This window comes from Pseudomonadota bacterium, from assembly GCA_039193195.1.
In the GTDB taxonomy this organism is placed as follows: domain Bacteria; phylum Pseudomonadota; class Gammaproteobacteria; order Steroidobacterales; family JBCBZW01; genus JBCBZW01.
This window is the reverse complement of record JBCCWS010000002.1, coordinates 96,933-114,564: the sequence shown is the minus strand read 5'-3', so window position 1 is coordinate 114,564 and position 17,632 is coordinate 96,933. Positions and strand designations below refer to the sequence as shown.

Annotated in this window: 15 protein-coding genes and 1 tRNA gene; 12 read left to right on the top strand and 4 right to left on the bottom strand. The window is 64.7% G+C overall.

Features of this window, described 5'->3' with window-relative positions; all coding sequences use genetic code 11:
• Nucleotides 1-141 precede the first annotated feature (141 nt).
• Together AAGA68_02735 and AAGA68_02730 are read right to left on the bottom strand one after the other, a co-directional pair.
• On the bottom strand, nt 142-2,826 hold the full coding sequence (locus AAGA68_02735; protein ID MEM9383947.1) for a winged helix-turn-helix domain-containing protein: 2,685 nt from the start codon (nt 2,824-2,826) through the stop codon (nt 142-144).
• Between the two features lie 479 nt (nt 2,827-3,305).
• Nucleotides 3,306-5,159 carry a DUF885 domain-containing protein gene (locus AAGA68_02730; GenBank protein MEM9383946.1) on the bottom strand — a complete coding sequence of 618 codons (1,854 nt, stop codon included), beginning with the start codon at nt 5,157-5,159 and terminating at the stop codon, nt 3,306-3,308.
• Between the two features lie 116 nt (nt 5,160-5,275).
• Between AAGA68_02730 and AAGA68_02725 the strand changes: the two genes are divergently transcribed.
• The 8 genes from AAGA68_02725 to AAGA68_02690 all read left to right on the top strand — a co-directional run bounded on the left by AAGA68_02725 (nt 5,276) and on the right by AAGA68_02690 (nt 11,466).
• Nucleotides 5,276-5,349: transfer RNA gene (locus tag AAGA68_02725), tRNA-Gly, on the top strand.
• On the top strand, nt 5,322-6,062 hold the full coding sequence (locus tag AAGA68_02720; protein MEM9383945.1) for an ABC transporter ATP-binding protein: 741 nt from the start codon (nt 5,322-5,324) through the stop codon (nt 6,060-6,062). The genes AAGA68_02725 and AAGA68_02720 overlap by 28 nt, the downstream gene beginning before the upstream one ends.
• A 102-nt stretch (nt 6,063-6,164) precedes the next feature.
• The gene (locus tag AAGA68_02715; GenBank protein ID MEM9383944.1) at nt 6,165-6,812 is read left to right on the top strand and encodes an energy-coupling factor transporter transmembrane protein EcfT; all 648 of its coding nucleotides are present in this window, start codon (nt 6,165-6,167) and stop codon (nt 6,810-6,812) included.
• The gene (locus AAGA68_02710; protein MEM9383943.1) at nt 6,809-7,345 is read left to right on the top strand and encodes a biotin transporter BioY; all 537 of its coding nucleotides are present in this window, start codon (nt 6,809-6,811) and stop codon (nt 7,343-7,345) included. The genes AAGA68_02715 and AAGA68_02710 overlap by 4 nt, the downstream gene beginning before the upstream one ends.
• 107 nt (nt 7,346-7,452) lie before the next feature.
• Nucleotides 7,453-10,038: a penicillin acylase family protein gene (locus AAGA68_02705; GenBank protein ID MEM9383942.1), complete on the top strand. Its 2,586-nt coding sequence runs from the start codon at nt 7,453-7,455 to the stop codon at nt 10,036-10,038.
• On the top strand, nt 10,028-10,405 hold the full coding sequence (locus AAGA68_02700; protein MEM9383941.1) for a hypothetical protein: 378 nt from the start codon (nt 10,028-10,030) through the stop codon (nt 10,403-10,405). The genes AAGA68_02705 and AAGA68_02700 overlap by 11 nt, the downstream gene beginning before the upstream one ends.
• Nucleotides 10,395-11,015 (top strand): alpha-ketoglutarate-dependent dioxygenase AlkB, encoded by a 621-nt coding sequence (locus tag AAGA68_02695; GenBank protein ID MEM9383940.1) that lies wholly within the window; start codon nt 10,395-10,397, stop codon nt 11,013-11,015. The genes AAGA68_02700 and AAGA68_02695 overlap by 11 nt, the downstream gene beginning before the upstream one ends.
• Nucleotides 11,016-11,088: 73 nt before the next feature.
• Nucleotides 11,089-11,466, top strand: coding sequence for a hypothetical protein (locus AAGA68_02690; GenBank protein MEM9383939.1), 378 nt, complete (start codon nt 11,089-11,091; stop codon nt 11,464-11,466).
• 18 nt (nt 11,467-11,484) lie between these two features.
• Here AAGA68_02690 and AAGA68_02685 read toward each other — a convergent pair whose 3' ends face one another.
• On the bottom strand, nt 11,485-13,236 hold the full coding sequence (locus AAGA68_02685) for a hypothetical protein (GenBank protein MEM9383938.1): 1,752 nt from the start codon (nt 13,234-13,236) through the stop codon (nt 11,485-11,487).
• Nucleotides 13,237-13,486: 250 nt separating this feature from the next.
• A complete protein-coding gene (locus AAGA68_02680) occupies nt 13,487-14,041 on the bottom strand; it encodes a type III secretion system chaperone (protein MEM9383937.1) in 555 nt (184 codons plus the stop codon).
• A gap of 543 nt (nt 14,042-14,584) precedes the next feature.
• Between AAGA68_02680 and AAGA68_02675 the strand changes: the two genes are divergently transcribed.
• The 4 genes from AAGA68_02675 to AAGA68_02660 all read left to right on the top strand — a co-directional run bounded on the left by AAGA68_02675 (nt 14,585) and on the right by AAGA68_02660 (nt 17,604).
• On the top strand, nt 14,585-15,430 hold the full coding sequence (locus AAGA68_02675; GenBank protein MEM9383936.1) for an N-formylglutamate amidohydrolase: 846 nt from the start codon (nt 14,585-14,587) through the stop codon (nt 15,428-15,430).
• A gap of 91 nt (nt 15,431-15,521) precedes the next feature.
• Nucleotides 15,522-15,920 carry a nuclear transport factor 2 family protein gene (locus AAGA68_02670; GenBank protein ID MEM9383935.1) on the top strand — a complete coding sequence of 133 codons (399 nt, stop codon included), beginning with the start codon at nt 15,522-15,524 and terminating at the stop codon, nt 15,918-15,920.
• Between the two features lie 41 nt (nt 15,921-15,961).
• Nucleotides 15,962-17,044 carry an MBL fold metallo-hydrolase gene (locus AAGA68_02665; protein MEM9383934.1) on the top strand — a complete coding sequence of 361 codons (1,083 nt, stop codon included), beginning with the start codon at nt 15,962-15,964 and terminating at the stop codon, nt 17,042-17,044.
• Between the two features lie 14 nt (nt 17,045-17,058).
• Nucleotides 17,059-17,604, top strand: coding sequence for a pseudouridine synthase (locus tag AAGA68_02660; protein ID MEM9383933.1), 546 nt, complete (start codon nt 17,059-17,061; stop codon nt 17,602-17,604).
• Nucleotides 17,605-17,632: the final 28 nt, after the last annotated feature.

Below are 17,632 nucleotides of genomic sequence, written 5' to 3'. Positions count from 1 at the left end.
AGGTGCGCAGCCGGTGTGAGTTGCGCAGCCTCGCGATGCTGGGTGTTGAAAGTCTCTGAGTCGGGTGAAGCGACCCGATTTAATTGGATTGAAACTCGTTGAATCAACGAGTTAGGCGGTTGTGGGGTGCTTTTGGGGGGCTCAGGGCGGCAGTGGCGGCTGGCACGGTTGGCTCTTGAGGAGCGGTGCGAAATCCGGATCGGCGTCGACCGACGCGCGCGGGAATCCCAAGGTGATCGCATTGCGCAGGCTCTCGCACATGCGCACCGCGTCGCCTTGCACGGCGCGGGCGGATGCTTCGATCTGGTGCACATCGGGATCCTTCGGCCCGAAAGCACGGGCTCGATCTAGGTACCCATCAGCGATCGCGAATTCGCCCAAGCGGGCGTGCAGCAGACCTAGGTGAGCCAGCGTGTAACCGTCGGAGGGATCAATCGCGATGCTCTCCTCGGCCAGCCGCACCCCCTCTCGGAGTACCTCGCGGATCTCAGCATCGCTGGCTCCAGTCAGGATTAAGGCCTCGGCGAGCCGGGCGCGCGCCCAATACCCATCGGCACCATTCGCGATGGCAGCGGAATAGGCGTCGACGGCGCCTTGCCAATCGCCCTCGTAGTAGCTGATGAGCCCCAGGTTGACGAACGCGTACCCGAGCGGCTCGAGGGCGATGGACTTGTCCAGCTCCTCCCGGGCACGCACGTAGTCTCGCAGCTGAAAGTAGGTTGCCCCTAAGTTACCGAAGGCGATGGCACTCTCAGGCATCAACTCGGAGACCCAGCGGAAGTTATCCAGCGCCTCCTGGTAGCGCTGCTGACTGGAGTAGAAGTTCCCAAGGGCAGAGTAGACCTTCCAGTAGCCTGGCTGGGCCTTGAGGGCCGCATTCAGGGTGGCCTCCGTGTCCGCGAGGCGCCCCTGGTCGCGATAGTTATAGGCAAGCTGTATCAGCACATCGGCGTTGGTCGGGAGCTCCGAGCGCACTGACTCGAGGAGGATCTCGCTCTCGGCGAGTTTGTCGCTCACCCGGTAGAGGGCCCCGAGCGATACCTTTGCTTGGGGCAGATCGGGCTCCAACACTAGGGCCCGATTGCAGTATTCCGCTGCCCGATCGTAGAGAGGCGTATCGCGCTTGAGGCTGTAGAGTCGGAGGTGAGCCTCGCAGGACGCAGCGAGCGCAGCGGCGTAGCGGCTGTCCAGGGCGAGGGCGCCTTCCAACATTTCTACCGCCCGCGTCAGGTTGGACTCCTCGTTCGTACGCTTTAGGAACTCGATGCCCGCGTAGTAACGCTGCGCCGCCAGGGAATTCGTGGTCTGGGGGGCGGGCGCGGGCGTGGTCACTGCGACGTTGCTGCCTTTCACACCCAGCCACTGCGCGATCGCTCTCGCGATCATGGGGCCGAGTTCGTCAAAGTTGCCCACGCTGGCGCTGAACTCACCGGACTCAAGGACCAATCCCCTTCGGTCCTTCGTGGCATCCACTAGGGTGACCGTAACGATGATCCGTCCGTTCACCACTTCGATTCTGCCGTCGATGATGTAGTCGGCGCGGATGTTCTGAGCCAACACTAGGATGTTGGCCTCGTTGTTCACCTGGGGGAAGGATACGGAGTCGGAGATCACGTTGATGTTCGTGCTGCGCCGCAGCTGCACGAGCGTATCCCTGGCAACTGTGCGGCCCATCAGCTCGTCTTCGCTGCTGGCGCTTACAAAGGGTACCGACGCCACGGTGATCGGGTCGTCTGGGACCATTTGCCAGAGGGAGGCTCCCAGGCCGATCGCGCCAGCGATCCCGAGGGCTGCGGCGATCGTCCAGGCGCGCCGGCGCTGAGCGCGAAGCTCTCTGGAGCGCGGCCCCCCCAACATGGTGGCCAACAGGCTGTCGACAGCCCGCTTGCGCCGGCGCAGGGTGGGACCGCTCCACTGGCCAGGATCGCCGGTTAGATTGGCAAAGCCCTTCAGCGGTTTGACCGCGGCCGCCGGCGCCAGCAGCGCCTGCTGCAGCGCTGCGATGTCCCCCTCGCGCTCGCCAACGTGGGCCAGCAGCACCCGGTCGAGCTTACCCCCGTTGCTGGCGATGAACTCCCGCAGCTCTTCTTTAATGTACTGGGACTTCACGGCCTCCTGGGAAAGACACAGCAAGAAGTAGCGGCTGGAGCGAACGGCAGGTCGGAACACTTCCAGTACGTCTTCCGCCCCGGGCAGCGAGTCATCCTCCTCGTCGAAGTAAAAAGCTTGTCGCGCTACTCGGAACCCGCCTGCTCGCCGCAGCTGATCCACCAGCCAGCGGGCGGTTTCGGCGTCGGCTTGGCGGGCGTAGCTGACGAAGGCCAGGAAGGTGGGCTCCGGCGCTTCGTCCGATGCGGAATCGTAGGTTGCCGCGCCGCTTCCACCGGGAGTTGTATTCGCGACTTCTTCGCCGCTAGTTCCCTGGGTGGTAGGGTTGGGGCTATACGAGGTCGTGTCGATCTCGGGCGGAAGCGGGTCGGTCTGTGCCTCGTCCGCCAGCGCCGGCAGGGTGACCGGGCTGAAGAGTCGGTAGCCGTCTCCTCGCTCCGTCATGATGTAGGTGGGGGCCGACGCTGAGCAGCCCAAGGCGCGACGGAGTCGAGAGATCGCGTTCGCTACCGGGGGCTCGCCGACGAAGTCCTGCCCCCACACCTCGTTGATGATCGTCTCGTTGGCGACGACCTGGTCAGCGTTTAGGGCCAACAGATAGAGCACTCGGATCAGTTTAGGTTCTACGACCTCCCTCGCGCCGTCTCGGCGAAGCTCGTTGGTCAATGGATGGACTGTCCACTCGCCCACAATGAATGGCTCAGTCGTGACTTCCATACCTGCGCAGATTCCGTGTCCGTGGCTCGGCGCAGTGTAGCAGGGGTGGCGGCTGGCTCCAGGCGCTAAGCGCCTAAAATTGATCGCCTAGTCGCTATGCGTGGTGACCGAACGGGCCCTTTTGGTCGTCGTTGAGGCGACTCGCCCGCAAAGACTTGCGCTGGCGGGTGAGATGGAGCGATGGTTCACTACACAAGTTACTGGTCGGCGCTTGAGGGGCACCGGCTTCGCGGGAGGCACCCCGCAATGGTGTGAAACGCAGGAGAAACGAGATGGAAGAGCAAAACAACGACCCCGGGAGCACGGAAGACGGCGAGCGTGGCGGAGGAAGCTCGCAGACTCGCGAGAACAAGTCTCCCAAGCAGCAGGGTAGCGGTTCGTCCGGCCAGTCTGGCGCGCAGTCCGAAAGCCGAAGCTAAACCCCGACCTAGTCGGCCCGCCCCACCCGCACGTGGGGCGGGCCTTGCCGCCGCGACGCCTCAGCGCGCCCCCAGGCGCTCCTCGATAAACCGATCGATCATGCCCTCCAGCACCGGCAGGGGCACGCCCCCCTCGCTCAACACCCGGTCGTGGAACTCGCGGATGTCGAACCTCGTGCCCAGGGCCTCCCGCGCCCGTTCGCGCAGCTCGATGATCTTCAGTTCGCCGACCTTGTACGCCAGCGCTTGACCAGGCCAGGCGATGTAGCGGTCGATCTCTGTGCGCACCTCGAGGGTGGACAGCGCGGTGTTGCTACTGAGGTAGTCGAGCGCCTCCTGGCGGCTCCACCCCTTGGCGTGCATGCCCGTGTCCACCACCAGGCGACAGGCGCGCCACATTTCGTAGGTCAGGCGGCCGAAATCCTCGTAGGGCGTCTCGTACATGCCCATCTCGACGCCGAGCTTCTCCGAGTAAAGGCCCCAGCCCTCGCCGAAGGCATGGGGGTAGATGAAGCGGCGGAAGTTAGGGCGCCCCTCGAGCTCCTTCGCCAGCGCGTTCTGCAGATGATGTCCCGGCACCGCCTCGTGCAGGGTGAGGGCCGGCAGGGTGTAGAGCGTGCGCTTGTCGAGGGCGTAGGTGTTGACCCAGTACTCGCCGGATCGAGACCCCTTGAGGGGGGCACCCGAGTACCGCCCGCTGGTGTAGTTCGGGGCGATCGCCAACGGCACGGGGGCCACCGTGTACGGCTGGCGCGGGAGTTTGCCGAAGAACTTCGGTAGTTGCCCGTCTGCCTTCTTGGCCAGGTAGGAGGCGTGCATCAGCAGCTCGCGCGGCGTTTGTACGTAGAACTGAGGGTCACTGCGGAGGAAGGCTAGGAACTCGGCAAAGCTGCCCTCGAAGCCGACCTCCTCGATGATTGCCTCCATCTGGGCGCGGATCCGTGCCACCTCGTCGAGGCCTGTCTGGTGCACCTGCTCGGGCGTGAGGTTCAAGTTGGTGTAGAAGCGCACTTCGCCGGCGTAGTAGGCCTCTCCCTCGGGTAGCTCGCTGGCGCCGAGCTTGTCCCGTGCGCCGGGGATGTACTCCTCGACGAAGAAGCGATGAAACTCGCGCAGGGCCGGCATCACCTCCACTTCCATGCTGTAGCGACCGATCTCGGGCAGGGCCGCGGAAAGCTCATCGTCAAGGCTCGGCGGCAGTTCCAGGAAGGGACGGTATAGGGGGCTGTCATCGATGTCAGTGGTGGCCATGGACTCGATCACCCTGGCGACGTCCTGGAGAATGATCGCCGGCAAGGTGAAGCCGTCGGCGAGGCCCTGGCGCATGTTGTCGACGTTCTCCTGCATATAGCGGGGGAATGCCGAGAGGCGACGGAGCCAGGCCTGGTAGTCGTCGATGGTGCGGAAGGACTGCGAGCGGGCTGCCCAGTTTAGGGTCATGTAAAAGCCCGAGTCGCTGTTGAGCGGAATTCGATAGGCGCGGAAGCGGGCGCGATCCACACGGTGGTGAAGCATGAACGCGAACACGTCGTAGTTCACCTTGTCCGCTTCGGAGAGGGCATCGCGATCGATTTTGCCTAGGCGCGCTTGGAACTGGCTCGCCGCAGCGGCGCGGCGCAGATGGTCACGCGGTGCGGCGCCTGGCAGCAGGTGGTCGTAGCGCTGATCGCCCACGGAGGTGGCTAGGAGCGGGTTTTCGCGCAGGCGGAATTCCCATTCGTCTTCGAATAGCGCGTGCAGGGCGGTGGCGGGATCCGTCGCCGTTGGTGGCGCGACCTCGGCGCCTTGCGAGGTTGGTGGCTCGGCGATCGGCGGCATGATCGGTGGCGTCTGCGGATGCGCCTGAGCGAGGGCGATGGAAGCGCCGGCAGCGCCGAACAAAATGCAAGTGATCAGGGCGAAGGCACGGCTCATGGAAGCTCCTCACAGGGCTCGGCGTAGGGCGTCGGGGCGTGCGAGTCTAACCGGGCTGTGCCGGTCCAGGCCACGGTGCGCGCTGCTTGGCGAGGCTGCTACACTCGCCTTACGTAGCGGGTGTAGTTCAATGGTAGAACCTCAGCTTCCCAAGCTGATGACGTGGGTTCGATTCCCATCACCCGCTCCATCTCTCCTAGCATCGCGTCGGGTAAGGCACCGTTGATCCGCTTCGAGGCCGTGACGGTTCGGGCCGACGACGGCCGTTCGATTCTCGACGACATCACCGTCGCGTGGGATCAGCCGCGGGTCGGCGTAATCGGCGCCAACGGCTCGGGCAAGAGCACCTTCGTACGCCTGCTCAACGGTTTGGTCCGTCCTGCTGCCGGCGCCGTGCACGTCGATGGCTTGCGAGTAGATCGAAACCTTGCGAGCGTGCGTCAGCGCGTCGGCTTCGTCTTCCAACAACCCGATCACCAGATCGTCATGCCCACCGTGGCTGAGGATGTGGCTTTCGGCCTGACCAACCAGGGTCTGCCCACAGTGCAGATCGAGTCCCGCGTACGGGAGGTGCTGGCGCGCTACGGTCTGTCGCACCTCGCCGCGCGCGCATGCTATCGCCTGAGTGGTGGCGAGAAGCAGCTGCTGGCCCTGGCGGGCGTGGCGGCGATGCTACCGTCCCTTATCGTCTTCGATGAGCCGACGGCTCTCCTCGATCTACGCAATCGCAATAGGGTGCGCGCCGCCATCGCGGAGCTTTCGCAGCATGTCGTGCTGGTGACCCACGACCTCGAGCTTCTCGAGGATTTCGATCGTGTGCTCGTATTCGACGGGGGACGTCTGATCTTCGACGGTGTGCCCGCTTCGGCAACCCTTGCGTATCGCGAGTCGATCGCTGACTGAGAGTCACCCGCCTAGGCCTTTTCTTAACTCAGCGCGAGCTCCTGTGTGCACGCGGCGAACGACGTGCACCCCATCGTGCGAGCGAGGCCTTACAATCCGCTGATGCAGTTATTCCTCTATCAAGCTGGCGATAGCTGGCTACACCGCCGAACGGTGGGCACGAAGTTCGCGCTGTTGCTGCTCCTCTCGTCAGCGCTGTTCACCTTCGATTCACTCGCCCGGCTCTTGGTCTGCTTGGCCCTCGCCCTAGCGGCGCTCGCGAGCACCGGGCTGCCTTGGCGGCGCTGGGTCCAGGCCCTGCGCTGGCCACTATTGGCCGTCGCGCTTCTGTCGGTGCTCAATGCGCTCTGGCTGGGCACCGATCACGCAATCATCGTGGCCTCGCGCCTTTCCACCGCCCTGATTCTGGCGACCGCTCTCACCGCCAGCACACCGATCGGCGCAATGCTCGAGGCCCTAGAGGGCGCCTTGCTCCCCTTCGAGCGTCGGGGCCTGCTGCACGCACAGAAGATTGCGTTCACCCTCACGCTCGCGCTCACCTTGGTGCCGGTCATGGTCGAGCAGCTGCGTCTCACGCGGGAGGCGCAGGTGGCGCGTGGGGCAGGGCGCAGTGTCCGGGGCTTGTTCACGCCCGTGCTAGTGCGCGTCTTGAAGGCGTCCGAGGAGCTCACTTCGGCGGTGGAAGCACGAGGCTTCCCTCGGCCGCTGGTCGCCGGGATTCGAGACGAAGGGTCCCAGGCGTCGCCATGAGCACGGGCCATTTAGTGCAAGTGGCTGTGTTCGCTGCGCTGATCGGTGCCCTGGGCTTGTTGCCTCCCATACCACTTGGGTTCACGCCCGTGCCCATCACCTTGCAGACCCTCGGCGTCATGTTGGCCGGGCTGCTTCTGGGGCCGACGCGAGGCGCTCTCGCCTGCGTGGTCCTGCTGTTGTTGGTGGCGGCGGGCTTACCGGTACTCGCGGGAGGGCGTGGTGGCCTCGGCGTCTTCCTAGGGCCTACGGCAGGGTTTCTGTGGGCTTGGCCCTTGGGGGCGTTGGTGGCGGGTAGCTGCGTGCCGCGCGGAGTCGGAGTGCGCTTTTGGCGGGCTCTCCTGGGGGCGGTCATCGGCGGGATCGTCGTCGTCTACCTTGGGGGCGTCGCCTGGCTGGCGACGGCAGGGGGGCTTGGGTGGGATCGCGCCACGCTCACTACCCTGGCTTTCCTACCCGGTGATGTAGTGAAGGCGGCCCTGGCTGCGTCGGCCGCGGTGAGCGTGTCCCGTGCATTGCCGCCGCTACGCTGAATAAAGCCCCCCATGCACTACAATCAGACTCCCGTCGCCAGGCAACTGCAACTGGAAGTCCATGAGTTTGATTTCTCTCGTCGGCCAAAGAGAGGAGCGCGTCGATCGTGGGTGCTGATATGCGCGACGCCGGCGTGAAGTCTCGTCCCGGCGTCCTTGGCAGCTTGCTCGCGGTGCTAGTACTCGCCGGGCTGCTAACGGTCGGCCTGCGGGCGGTAGGTCCGCTGCCGCCGCTCGGGCCGTTACTCAATCCTCTGACGGGCGTTTGGTCCGTCGCTCGCCAGGCTCGACCCCAGGCGGTGAGCACGGCAGTGATCCCCACCCTAGACGGACCGGTGGAGGTACATGTGGACGCCCATGGTGTGCCCCATATCCGCGCGACCACACTCCTCGATGCGATCCGCGCCCTAGGGTTCATGCAAGCTTCGGATCGTTTGCTGCAGCTAGAGATTCAGACCCGTGCAACGGCCGGTACACTAACCGAGTTGATCGGTGAAGGCGCGTTACCGATCGACCGTGAGCAGCGGCGCCTAGGTCTGGCATGGAGCGCCGAGCGCGCCTGGGAGGCCCTACGCGACTCCTCACTGGACCGGGCGCTCTACGAGGCACTCGCGGACGGAATCAACGCCCGTATCGATACCCTCGACAAGTCCGAACGACCCTTCGAGTACCACTTTCTCAACCGCGAGCCGCAGCGATGGGAGCCTGTGCACAGCTTGCTCCTCGAACGTCGCATGGCCTACACCCTCTCCTACGACGATGTGGACCTGTGGCGCCAGCGAGCGGTTGCCCTAGTGGGCGAGCCCGCGGCGGATGCGCTCTACCCACTAGACAGTCCCGTGCAAGAGCCGGTGCAACCGAGCCCCGGGCGGACATCCCAGGCGCCGTGGCCGCCCGTGCTGCCGCCGCCCTCGCTGGTGGACGCTGCGCTGCTGCGCCATGCGGATGCGCTGCTCGCCGCCGCTCCACCGCCGGTCGCGTTGCCCGACGGCATGGTGCTGGGCAGCAACAACTGGGCGGTGGCTGCAGAGCGAAGTGCCTCGGGCAACGCGATACTGGCTGGCGATCCCCACCTGCAACTCACGTTGCCCTCGATCTGGTACGAGGCACACCTAGTAGTGGAGACGGAGGGCTTGGACGTCCGTGGCGTCAGCATTCCCGGGATTCCAGGCATCGTGATTGGGTTTACGCCACAAGTGGCCTGGAGTGTGACCAACAACGCGGCCGACGTCGTGGACTACTACACCGAGATGGTGGACGACGCGGACACGCCTAGCCGCTATCGCATTGATGGTGAGTGGCAACCGCTCGAGTCGACCCAGGAGCAGTTCTTCGGGCCGGACGGGTTGCTGCTCGAGGAGTACACACAGTACTACACCCACCGCGGTCCTCTGTATCTGTCGCAGGAGGGCGCGCTCTCCATGCGCTGGCTGGCCCTGGAGAAGGGCGCGAGCCCGGCATCGTTTCTGGATGCAGCCCTGGCTAGCGACGTCGATGAGCTAATGGAAGCATTCGCAAACTACGCAGTGCCATCGCAGAACTTCATCATGGCTGATGTGGGAGGGCGCATCGCCATCCGCTCGACGGGCCTGTTCCCGATCCGCCCCCCGCTCGAGGGCGCCGGCGAGTCGACGAATCCCCCGTCACCTGAGGACGGGGGTGACGGCCGTCTTATCCGCGATGGCAGCACCAGCGCCAGCGATTGGCTGGGCTACTGGCCTGTGGCGCGCTACCCGCAGGCCGTCGATCCGGACCAGGGTTACCTCGCATCCGCCAATCAGCAACCCCTCGATCCGGCGGACGACCCTGCCTATCTCGGCAGCAACTGGACCAGCCCGTGGCGCGCCTTGCGTATCAACCGCCTAATGCGCGAAGCGCCAGGCCCCTTGAGTGCCGAGGATCTGCGCACATTCCAAACGGACCCAGGCAACGAGAAGGCCCTACGCTTCGCGCCGTTGTTCACGGCGGCTGCAGATCAAGCGCTGAAGGCGCCGGCGAGCATGCTGGCCGCGTGGGACGGCACTTACCTCGCCGACGCGCCCGAACCCCTGCTGTTCGAGACCGCCTTCTCCACCTTGAAGCGCCTGCTTTGGGACGAGCTGCGCTTCGAGTCGGCTCCCGATCGCGGATTGCCACGACCGCCTTGGCCTCGGGAGGCCGTCGTATGGGCTCTGGCGCAGAGCGACCCGACTTCGCCCTGGTGGGATCGTGAGGAGACGCCCACCGTCGAGCAGCGCGACGACATCCTGCGAGCCGCCTTGGCCAGCGCGTGGGAGGAGCTGCGCGATGCTCACGGCGAGCCGGAGCTCGGTGGGTGGGCCTGGCAGCTGCACCGCCACGCCAACGTGAATCACCTAGCGCGCTTTCCCGGGCTAGGGCGCTTCAATCTGAAGAGCGAAGGGGCAGGTCCCGGCAACCTCAACCCTTCCAGCGGTGACGGCACGCACGGGGCGAGCTGGCGCATGGTAGTGGAGCTGACCAAAGACGGCCCCCAAGCCTACGTGACTTATCCCGGCGGCCAGTCGGGCAATCCCGCGAGCGTCCACTACGATGACCGCCTACCCAGCTGGCAGCAGGGGCAACTCGCACCGGCCACCGAAGCCCCGCGCGTCGGTGACCTCATTCACGGGCATCGTCTGCACCTAGTGCCGAGCCAGGGCGTCGCTGGCCGAGGAGGTGGATTTGGATCCTGAGTTGGATGTTCCCCGCGGCGTGTTCATCGTCGGCCTCATGCTGCCTGTCGCAGTGGGAACCGCCACCCTCGGTTGGTGGGCGACGGCGGCGTTCGGCTTCCTTGCTGGAATACTGCTGGCTGGGCGGCGTCGCCTGTTCGTGCCCGCGATGCTCGCTGGCGCATTCGCCTGGGGTTTTCTGCTGGTGGTGGCCGCCTTCGGCATGGGTGAGGGGGCGCGGCTGGCAAGCGCCGCGGGCGCGGTCATGGGCATTACGGGCCCCCTGTTCATGGCGCTGACGGTCGCCTTCGCCGGCCTCATTACTGGCTGCGCGGCCGTGGCCGGGCGGCTGCTGCGGGCGCCCCTGAGTCAGTTCGGTGGGGCGTAGCCTCAGCGAGAATCGCCTCGGCCTTTGCTACCGCTACGATCCGCACTTCTGCGCCTCTGCGCTCGCCGACCGTTGGTTCGAGGAGTTGCGTGAAACGGTGCCCTGGACCCAACCTCAGGTACGCGTGTACGGACGTTGGCACCGGACGCCGCGTTTGACCGCATGGGTCGCCGAGGGCGCTCGTTCCTATATGTATTCGGGGGTCGAGCACCCGTCGGCACCCTGGACACCAACGCTGGAGGCGGTGCGAGAGGAGGTGGAGCGCGCCAGCTCGCATCGCTTCAATTCCGTACTGCTGAACTTGTATCGATCGGGCGCGGACAGCGTGGGATGGCATAGCGACGACGAGGCCGTGCTAGGCGATCGCCCGGTGATTGGCTCGCTCTCCCTCGGCGCACCGCGCCGGTTCCGCTTTCGACCGCACGCCAAGTTCGGCCCGCCGCTCACGGCGCTGCCCGACGCGCAGCGGCCCCGCTGTGAACTCCTACTGGAGCACGGCAGTCTACTGGTGATGGAAGGCGAAACGCAGCGCCGCTGGCAGCATTGCCTGCCGCGCGGGCGCGCCTCGCAGTCGCGTATCAACCTCACCTTCCGCTGGTTGCACGAATAGCCGGCCGTCAGCCAACGAGGCTATCGCACTGCCAATTGCGCCCGCGCGCTGGGCCGCGCCACAATGAGGAACTATGAAAACGCTAGCCAAGATCTCTGGCGGTACAGCCGCCCTGACTGTTCTGGCACTCGCCCTGGCGGGCTCCGCATTCGCGCAGGAGTCGTGCCGCAAGCCCCAGTCGAGTGTGAACATTCCTGACGGACAATCGGCCTCGAAGGACGAGATGATTCAAGCCCAGACCGCTGTCAACGCATTCCTCGATGAGATGAACACGTATCTGGAATGCCTCGATGAGCGCGCAAAGGTGTTGCCAGAGGGGGAGTCAGGGCGCCGCGCGCGAGTGATCAACGACGCCCGCTACACGGCGGCCCGCGACGAGATGCAGGATCTGGCTGAGAAGTTCAACCTTCAGGTGCGCGTCTACAAGCTGCGCTCGGAACGTCCGAACTAGATTGCTTCGGACTGCACCTCAGCGCTCGTTGTCGTCGCCTTTGGCGGCCCGAGCCACGCGGTCTTTCCTGGTGGCTTCAACCGAACCATCCCCATAGGTATCTTGACTGGAGCGCATGGCTCGTCCGTCGGCGGCGAGTCGATCCGCCGCGTCGAGCAGACGCTCCGCCAGGTGCAGGTTGTCGGCGGCAACGGCATTGGTGGCGCGAGCGATCAGCGCCTCTTCGAAGTACTTCCACAGGCTCCGCATGTCCTGCGGCGGATCAGGCAAGGAGGTGAGTGCCTCCAAGTAGAGTAGTGCGCTGTCGTTCGCAGGCTCGAGCAGCTGCCCGTCTTGCAGGCGTGCCAGTGCCAGGTCCCGTAGACGCTGGTGTTCGAGGTCGTCATAGCGGGCCCGGGTCAGGGCGACCTGCAGCTCGTCCGCGCGCACCTTGGCGAGCGTCGTGTCGGCCAACGCCACCAAGTCTGAGAGTACGCGCTGCGCCTCCTCGTGCTGACCAGCGCCGATATAGTCATCGATGCGCAGCTCCAGCTGGGCCTGCAGGCGAGCCCGGTAATCGCCCGTGAGCGACGGCTCGGCATTGAGGTCGACCAGCTGCAAGAAGATGTCTCGCGCGTTGTCTTCCCACGGTGGCAGCAAGTGGTCCTTAGCCATCGCAGCTTCGAAGAGTTCGGAGGAAAGCTTGATCTGCTCTTCGTTCCCCTCGCGAATCGTGACGATCTGCGCTCGCGCATCGCGCACGTCAGTCGTCTCTCCGGGGCGGGCTGCAGCCGCTGCGGCGATCAGCTCGCGCGCTTGCTCGTACCGCGCGTCCTGGGCCGCACCGAGCGCCTTCGCTAGCAAGAAGGACTGCTCTGCCGTGTTCACTTGGGAGCCGATCACGCCAAGGCGTGGATGACTCGGCGCGATGCGTCGGGCACGACCCAAAGCTGCCCGTGCTTCCTCGAAATTCTCATCGCGCAGTGCTAACTCTGCCTGTGCGAACATCTGGTTGACCAGGTCATTGATACCCTGAGCCGCGCGGCGGTGGTTGGGTCGGTACGCCAGGACCTGGCGGTAGTAGTAGTGGGCATTGTCGCCCGGCGGATCGACGAAGCGTCTCGCATCGCGGGCGCGCTCGGCGGCGATGAGGGCGCGGTTCAAGGCGCGATCATCGTCGTCCAAGCGGAGTGTGGCGGTGGCGACGTCGCTGCCCCCATCGCGCTCATGACCAAGCAGGAAGAACCCGCTTACGGAGCTAAGAAAAATCATCGCTGCCAGGGAGAAAGGCAGGGCCGTCCGGTTGCCCTTGGCGGGGCGGCGCGATTCGCGCGCATCCACGCGTAGGTTGCGCGCCTGCTCCACGGTGCCGAGCATACGCTCATGATAGATGCGCGCAGCGGCGTCTACGAACAGACTCAGCTGTCCTTGGGAGACCGGCTCCATCAGGAAGCGGAAGATATCGCCCGACTCCTGCAGGCGCAGGAGGGCGTCGTCATGACCCTGCCCGCGACGTCCTACGGCGATGACCGTGAGATTCGGATTCCAAGTCCGCAGGCGCGGCAGCAAGCGCGGCAGGGAGTCGGGGATAGCGTTGGTCACCAGCACGCCTACGGGCTCTGACTGGATAAGCTGCTCCGCCTTGTTCACGCTGGTCGCGTGCCGCACGCGGTAGCCGTGACGGCAGGTGGCCAGCACCTTGTACAGCAGGTCGCGCGTCTTGGTGAGAACGACGATATCGACGGCTGGGGAGGCCTTGTTCGAACTGTGGTGGTCGGCGTTAGCGGACATGGCGTTGGTCTACAGCAGATAGGCGAACAGGCGGAGAAGCGTACCGGTCCACACTTAGCCGGACGGAGCAGCCCATCACGTAACGATCGCGATCGGCGAAGGAGGTCGCAGGAGTGTGCTAGCCATCACGGGAAAACGCCGGTTTATGACAAACCGAGGCTCAACGCTAGCGACCTACAGAGGCTCATGTCTAGGCGTCGTCCGCAGGTGACGGTGGCGACCGGCGTATTGTGTGAAATGCCCGCCAGCGTCAGGTGCCCGATCGCGGCCGTGTGGTTGCCTCGCCGCTGCTCGCGTCACCGCCACCGAAGGCCCAAACGCCGGAAGAGAAGGTGCTTCCATAGGTACGGGCAATACTGATCGTCTGACTGATCGCGCTCAGCAATTGCTGTTCCGTGAGCGGGCTCAAGGGATGAATGAACGTAGCCCACAGCGTGTCTCGCGCAATCGCGTAGCGGGCGTCGAGGGCCGTGTCGAAGTTGGCCTGCAGCAGGCGCCGCAGCATCGGCTCGGTCAGCTCGTCGGCGGCGGCCACGGGCAGCATCAGGCGCATCCGATCAGCCCCCACATCGAAGACTAAGGCGAGGGAGGTGCCGTCCAGGGCAAATTCCCACACGTTGCCCTCAAGGCGTGCCTCAGGATCGATGCGAAGGATGATCGGGGCCATCTGCTCTGGGCTCATGTCGGCGCTCGGCGGTGGCGTTGGGGGGGCAGGTGGGACTGGCGTTTGCGCCAAGGCCATACCCGCACACGCGATACCCAGCAGCACCGCTACCCCCTTGCCCACTGGTCCGTTCCTCGCCATTGCTTCTGCTCCCGTGATCCCAGGACGCCAGGGTAGCGAAATCCGGACCGTCGCTGCACGTCTCGTGACGGTGAGCGGTCTCGCCGCACGCGACCGTTCGTCGACGATCTATCTCGATAATCGGTGATTCGTCGAGTGACTGCCGCCACCGGACTGGATCCGGCCTGTCAAAGGACACGGACCTCCGCAGCCAAACCAAACCGATAGGCTTGCACCTCCGGGCCTTCGTTCAGGTCTTGCCACGGCCCGAGGGCCCCATTGGAGCGATCGACCTCGAATTGCCGCCAGCAAGGCGCCTAGCGGCTGGGCGACCCCGGGGTCGCCGTCCGTAGCGGCTCGAGGTTTGCGCAATGGGCAGTAATTTAAGGTGCGCTTGGGCAAGGTGGGCACAACCCAGCCGAGCTAGCGTGATTAGCCAAATGCCCTTGCCCGTCTCGACCGCCAGCGCTGGACCAGATTGGTTCACAAGTCCGCCGCGGCTCCGTATAGTCGACCGCTAGGCCGCGATTCGCGACCACCCTATTTTGTTGAATGCGAGCGTAGATGACTGACATATCAGCACTTCCTTTGCTCGGCCCGACCGACCTGCCGCCCTACCAGATCGTCAACGAAACGGGCGCTGCCCACGCGTTGCTGGTCTGCGATCACGCCGGACAAGCGGTGCCGACGGCCTTGGATCGGCTGGGGCTGAACGACGAAGGGCTGTCTCGACACGTAGCCTGGGACATCGGCGCGGCTGCCGTGACTCGCCATCTCGCCCGGCTGCTCGACGCCCCGGCCGTCCTGTCCAACTACTCGCGACTTGTCATCGATCCAAATCGCTTTCCCCACGACCATGCCGTGGCGTTCCCAGTGGTCGCCGATGGCACCCGGGTACCCGGTAACGAAGACCTGACCGAGGCGCAGCGCCAAGCGCGCGCGCGCAGTTGCTTTTGGCCCTACCACAACGCGATTGCTCGTCACCTCGACAGCATGCGTGAGCGGCGTATTCTGCCGGCCCTCATCGCCATCCACAGCTGCACGCCAGTGTTCCAAGGTGAGTCGCGACCCTGGCATGTCGGCGTCTTGTGGAACCAGGATCCGCGCCTCTCTCTGCCGCTGATAAAGTCCCTGAGCCAGATCGATGGCATCGAAGTAGGGGACAACCAGCCGTATTCTGGCCGCCTACCCAACTTCTTCACCATGGCGCATCACGCGGAGTCGGCGGACCTGCCGCACGTGGCGCTCGAAGTGCGCAACGATCTCATTCTCGACGCCCAAGGCATTCGACACTGGGCCGAAGTGCTGTACCGCGCTTTCGCACCCCTGATCAGCGGCGCCCGCCAAGTTGATTTTTCGGACAGTCTGCGGCCCCACAGTGATGGCTGTGGAGACAGCACGGCCCGCTAGGTTGGCCTGGCGATCGACTAAGGGGATCGTCGGCGATCGAGCTCACGACATCTGAGCGGTCCGGCGGGGCCTTCGACTAACCGAGTTCTGAATGGAAGCAGAAGCCACAATTCGTGCGCTCAACGACGCCTGGCTGCACCGACGCTGGGATGAGCTTGCGGCCTGCTTCGATGAGCAGGTCGTCATGCTCATGCCCTTTGGAGATGAAAAGCTCGAGGGGCGCAAAGCGATGCTCGCGAGCTATCGCGAGTTCGTTGATGCCGCCACGGACGTGCAGCTCACGATCACGAGCATAGACACGCAAGACTACGGCCCGACAGCCGTATGCCACATGAGCTTCGAGGTGGATTTCACCCTCGGCGGCGAGCGTGAGAAGTCCGAAGGTCTGGAGGTGTACGTGCTACATGCAGACCCTGGTCAGCCACCGCGCGTGGTGTGGCGCACGCAGCGGGTGCATAGCGAGGCGCCTGTTATCGCCCTCGAGGATTGACCTCACCCACGGCCGATCTGGCAGCTGAGAGACTCTCCATCGTGAGTGAACCCATCGATCTCGATCCCGCTCCGCCCGCCGAGGTGTCGGCACCGTCCCTGCGCTTTCCCTTCGAGACGCCGCCTGCCCCTGCTGAGCTTATCGAGGTGGCGCCAAGGGTGCACTGGTTGCGCATGCCGCTGCCGTTTTCCTTAGAACACATTAACCTATGGATATTAGAAGGTCGCGATCACTGGACTCTAGTGGACACCGGCATCAGCACGGACACCACACGCGAGCTGTGGCAGCAGCTAGATGCGGGACCCTTGGCGGGCAAGCCCGTTACCGGCGTGATCTGCACGCATATGCACCCGGATCACATGGGTCTTGCCGGCTGGCTGTGCCAACGCCATGGTGTGCCCCTTCACATGACTCGCGGCGAGTACCTGTACGGCCGGATGCTTTGCAATGATGCTCCCGGCGAGCCGCCTTCTGAGGCTTTGGCCTTCTATCGTGCCGCGGGGTTCAGCGAGAAGGCCCTTGGCCACTACACGAGTACCTTCGGCTTGTTTGCCACGGCCGTGGCGCCGCTGCCACGGGAGTACGCGCGCCTGCAGGGTGGCCAGCGTTTGCACCTAGCGGAGTATGAGTGGCGCGTGCTGATCGGGCGCGGTCACTCGCCCGAGCACGCTTGCCTGTACTGTGCTGAGCTGAAGCTGCTGATCGCTGGAGATCAGATCCTGCCCAGCATCTCCTCAAACGTGAGCGTGTGGCCGACGGAGTCGCAGGCGAATCCTCTAGAGGAGTGGCTCGAGTCCTGCGCGGCGCTGCGCGCACAGTTGCCCGAAGATACGCTGGTGCTCCCTTCCCACGGCTTGCCCTTTTTCGGCGCTCAGCAGCGCCTCACCCAGCTGATCGAACACCACGAGGAGTCGCTCGATGATCTGTACCGCGCCTGCCGCGAGCCTCTGCGCGTGCTCGATACCTTCGAGGTGCTGTTCAGTCGGCCGATCCAAAGCGGTGAGAAGACCATCGCCACTGGAGAAGCCCTAGCCCACCTGCGCCAGTTGGAGCGACGTGGCCTGGTAAGTGCACAGCGCGACGCGGACGGTGTCGACTGGTATCAGCAGGCTCAACGTAACTAGCGATCATCTTAGTAATGGCCCGCGTCATTCTGCTGAATAAACCCTGGGGAGTGCTCTCGCAGTTCACCGATGCAGAGCATCGGGTCACTCTGGCCGACTACGTGGATGTGCCAGGGATCTACCCGGCCGGTCGCCTGGATCGCGATAGTGAGGGTCTCCTGGTGCTCACTAACGATGGGGCGCTCCAGCATCGCATCGCCCATCCGCGGGCCAAGATGAGCAAGACCTACTGGGCGCAGGTGGAGGGGGATCCCGATGAAAGCGACCTCGATGGCCTACGCGATGGCAAACTCGTGCTGAAGGACGGTCCCTGCCAGGCGGCGAAGGCCACCTTGATCGAGGCACCCGCGAGCCTGTGGCCGCGCAACCCCCCGGTGCGCGTGCGAAAGACCGTGCCCGATCGCTGGGTGAGCCTCACGATTCTTGAGGGGCGCAATCGGCAGGTGCGGCGAATGCTTGCGGCCGTGGGCTTCCCCGTCTTGCGACTGATCCGCTATCGGGTGGGCTCTTGGACCCTGGATGGGATCGCCTCTGGCCATTGGCTGGAGGTCTCCTCCTAGGCGTCTGCCAATCGCCGGTCACTTAGTG